This window comes from Gilvimarinus sp. 1_MG-2023 (assembly GCF_030548285.1).
Map to the genome: position 1 here is coordinate 1 of NZ_JAUOSC010001559.1, position 242 is coordinate 242.

At 54.1% G+C, this 242-nt stretch carries 1 protein-coding gene; it reads right to left on the reverse strand.

The features are described from left to right. Positions 1-242 (reverse strand): sensor histidine kinase (locus Q4563_RS22040; RefSeq protein WP_442903860.1); only part of this gene is annotated, 242 nt, incomplete at both ends.

Sequence of the window (242 nt, forward strand, 5' to 3'; positions counted from 1 at the left end):
GTCCCGGCCCGTGTAAACTTGACCGCGTTGGAAAGCAGGTTGATCAGGATCTGGCGCAGGTGCTTTTCGTCCGAACGGACAATCTGTGGCAGGTATGGGCACAACTGATAGTCAAAACGGACGCCCTTGTCTTCGGCTTGCAGCCGGAACATATCGACCAGCTCAACCAGTAACCGGTGCAGGTCAAACTCATCGCGGTGAATTTCCAGACGTCCTGCTTCGATACGGGAAATATCCAGCAA